Consider the following 1,965-nt stretch of genomic DNA (forward strand, 5'->3'; position numbering starts at 1 on the left):
CGGGGCGTGCTCTTTCCGGGAGGTACCGCCATGGCGCCGATGGTGCGCAGGAGCTTCGACAGCGCCGACGAGACCCGTCCGTTCACGCGAACCTGACCACCTGCATCCGCGAGTCACGCATCTGTCCGGGCGGAACGGCCGCGTACGCGTACACGCAGGCAGAGACGTGGATCGAGGCCCAGCCGCAGATGCCGGACGGAGCAGTGTGCGGTGCCACCATCAAGGGCCCCGTGGCCAAGTGGAACATCACCGACGCCCGCCACCACCAGGCGGCCACCAACACCCTCAAGCTCACCAAGTCCCAGCTCGGCGGCTGCACCCAGATCCGCACCACCCTCAAGGTCAAGAACGTCGACGGCAACCCCGTCAAGATCCACGCCGGCTACGGCAGCGGGCAGATCGCAGCCACCCACGGCCTCGCCTACACCCTGTGACACACCCGAGGAACCGGAGCAGGCACACTGCTTTGGGAGTCCCTGGGAGTCCCGTACGCCCCCCTGGCGCCCCCAGGGCCCAGGGGCAGCCGGGTTTGCTGCCAGGGGGCGAGCCGGTGCGTGCATGCCTCAGCTTGTTCTTTATGGTTTGTGTCGGTTTCGTTCGGTGATGCTCTCTGGTCGTTTCACGGTTTTACCCACGTCGTAACGGGTGGCGGGCCGCCAGTTTTTCGAGCCAAGTGGCCTGCCAGGTCCGGGGGTTGAGGGTTTTGGCGCGCGGGTCGGGCAGTGCAGGTGCGGGCGGAGGTTCCGAAACCCCCCGGCGGACTCGGGCCGGGGTGAGTCGGCCGGGCTCGACGGGCTTCTCCCACGGGCCGCCGCAAGTCGGCGGCGGCCTCGCGCAGAAGGCGGATCTGGGTGTGGGCGGCGATGATCAGCCAGGTCCAGCGCTCGCCGGCCTTGGGGGTTCGCAGCTTCGGGCGGGTCCACCCGAGGGTCTGTTTCATCAGCCGGAAGGTGTGCTCCAGGTCGAAGCGCCTCAGGAATGCCTGCCAGCGCACGTCGAGGTCCTCGCAGTCCGGCCGGTGGCGGACGACCACAGCCAGAGCGGCAGCGGGTCTCCTCCGCCGGGCAGCCGGTCGACCTGGAGGCGGATCAGTGCGCCCTCGATGATGGGGAGTTCGCCGGTGTGCTCGATCCAGGCGGAGCGGGTGGTCAGGCGCGGGTGGATACGGTCCCAGGCCATCGCGCGGGTGGTGCCGTATCGGTTGGTGACCTGCGTCGTGGCCGCGTCCGGCTCACCCCAGGTGTCCGGCTTGGCGAAGCGGAACTCCTTGCCGTGCTTCGGCGGTCGCCCGCCCTGGGGATAGGCCAGGGCGTACTCCCTGAGCGAGGGCGTCGGCCGTCGCATGACGCGGTCGGAACGCATCCGTCCCAGCACCTCGACCGGGAGGCCGTCGAGGAGGTGGGCCATGCGTGGAGCGTCGTAGCCGGCGTCGAAGACGATGAGGATGTCGCGGTCGCCGACGTGCCAGCGGCCCATCTCGATCAGGTCGGTGACCACCCGGCGGAGCTGGGAGGCGGTGGCCTCGGCGACGTCGTCCTCGGGCCCGAGGCGGACGGCATCCAGGAGCTGGCACCCAGGACGTCCGGCCCGATTCGAGGGCGGCGACGAACGAGTACGGCCAGCCGGGGATGAACTGGTCCGAGGAGCGTCCGCTGCGGCCGTAGACGTGGCAGAACAGGCGTCCCGCGCTGGTCGGCGCGTCAGGGCGGAGCCAGTTGCTGACATCGACTGCCAGGACCAGGCGCCCGTCGGCGGCCCGCGGCATCGGCAGACCGGCCAGCACCTGCCGCAACCGGGGTACGTCCACGTTCCCGTGGTTCAACGCCTCGTACATCGCACCGTGACCACGCTGGTGCTCGGCCACCAGGGTTCAGATCCACCGGCGACGTCACCGGGCCGTCCGCGCACAGGAATGCGTCCACGAGCTCGAACAGCTCGTCCCCGCGCACGGTCAGGCAGTCGAAT

At 69.8% G+C, this 1,965-nt stretch carries 1 protein-coding gene and 1 pseudogene; one reads left to right on the forward strand and one right to left on the reverse strand.

The features are described 5' to 3' along the window. The first annotated feature begins 188 nt into the window (after positions 1-188). Positions 189-434, forward strand: a complete 246-nt coding sequence (locus tag AB0B01_RS30640) for a hypothetical protein (RefSeq protein WP_361726199.1) — start codon at positions 189-191, stop codon at positions 432-434. Positions 435-972: 538 nt separating this feature from the next. Here the strand turns inward: AB0B01_RS30640 and AB0B01_RS30645 are convergent. Further along, positions 973-1,834, reverse strand: a pseudogene (locus AB0B01_RS30645) (transposase). Positions 1,835-1,965 lie beyond the last annotated feature (131 nt).

The sequence above is a fragment of the Streptomyces sp. NPDC044571 genome, from assembly GCF_040647115.1.
Classification (GTDB): Bacteria; Actinomycetota; Actinomycetes; order Streptomycetales; family Streptomycetaceae; genus Streptomyces.